The following is a 1,335-nucleotide window of genomic DNA, read 5'->3' on the forward strand; positions in this document are numbered from 1 at the left end:
GGGGTCAGCCGTTGACGGTCTTCTGTGCCTGGGACCACTTCTTGTTCAGCTCGGCGAAGTAGCCGTCCAGGTCGCCGGAGGCGGCGCCGCGGGCGATGTCGACGAGCTTCTGCCGGTAGTCGGGGGCGTCGAGGTTGATCTCCGCGCCCTTGTCGATCTTCTTGACGGTCGCGGACTTGTCCTGCTTCTGCCCGATCAGCTGCACCCCGTTGTCGGTGAACGGCTTGAGGGTGGCGGGCAGTTCGGCGCCCTTGACCGAGGAGATGCCCTGCTCGGCCTGCGCCGCACCGGACTTGGTGACGTACCAGTCCAGCCACGCCCGGGCGGCCTCCTGGCTCTTGGAGTGCTTGTTGATCGCGTACTTGTAGTCCGGCTGCAGGACCGTGCACGGCTTGCCCGTGGTCGACGGGAACGGCATGTAGCCGATGTCGTCCGGGCTGGCGCCGGCCTTGGACGCGGCGTCGCGCATCTGCGACACCGACCAGGAGCCCAGGTACATCGTGGCGACCTTGCCGGTGCCCAGCATCACCTTGGACTGGTCCCAGTTGGTGGTGGTCGGGTCGTCCTCGGACAGCTTCCGGTTGACGATCGAGTACACCAGGCTGTCGATGGTGTGCAGGTCACTGCCCGCGGCCCAGGGCTGCGCGGTGTCGGCCAGCGCGTCCTTGGCGCCCTCGTCGCAGGACGGGGAGCCGATCGCGTCGGTCCACTGCCGCAGCGGCCAGCCGTCGTGGTAGTTGGTGTAGTACGGGGTGGCCGCGCCCTTGGCCTTGATGGCCTCCAGGTCGGCGAGGAACTCCTCGGGGGTCCTGGGCCAGGCGGTGACGCCCGCGTCCGCCCAGACCTTCTTGTTGTAGACGAAGCCGGTGACGGTGCCGAAGTTGGCGATGCCGTAGACCTTGCTGTCCACCGTCGCGTAGTCGGTCCACTGGTAGGTCTTCGACAGCTCGTCCGAAGCACCCAGCGAGGAGAAGAAGTTGGGGAACTGGGCGATGGACAGGTCGGAGGGGATCGGCAGCACGTCACCGTAGTTCTCGGTGTTCATGCGGATCTTGACTTCGCCCTCGTAGTCCTTCATCCCCTCGAACTTCACCTTGACGTTCGGGTAGACCTTGTTGAACTCCGCGGCGTACTTGTCGAGCGTGCCGTCGCCCAACTGGTCGGTGCGGTTGGTCAGCACCGTGATCGAGCCCGAGACCTTCGTCGGGTCCGAGTTCACCGACGGCGCAGCGGACGTCCCGCCGCCACCACTGCTGCTACAGGCAGTGAGCACCACCATGGAAGCGGCCCCGACGGCCAGCCATCCTCTGCGCATCTCGCTCATCCTTCACGCTG

The 1,335-nt window shown here is 66.2% G+C and carries 1 protein-coding gene; it reads right to left on the reverse strand.

Annotated features, from left to right (window positions below):
* Positions 1 to 4 precede the first annotated feature (4 nt).
* Positions 5 to 1,315 carry an extracellular solute-binding protein gene (locus OO57_RS37765; RefSeq protein WP_033257436.1) on the reverse strand — a complete coding sequence of 437 codons (1,311 nt, stop codon included), beginning with the start codon at positions 1,313 to 1,315 and terminating at the stop codon, positions 5 to 7.
* Positions 1,316 to 1,335 lie beyond the last annotated feature (20 nt).

The sequence above is a fragment of the Kitasatospora phosalacinea genome (assembly GCF_000717185.1).
GTDB lineage: Bacteria > Actinomycetota > Actinomycetes > Streptomycetales > Streptomycetaceae > Kitasatospora > Kitasatospora phosalacinea_A.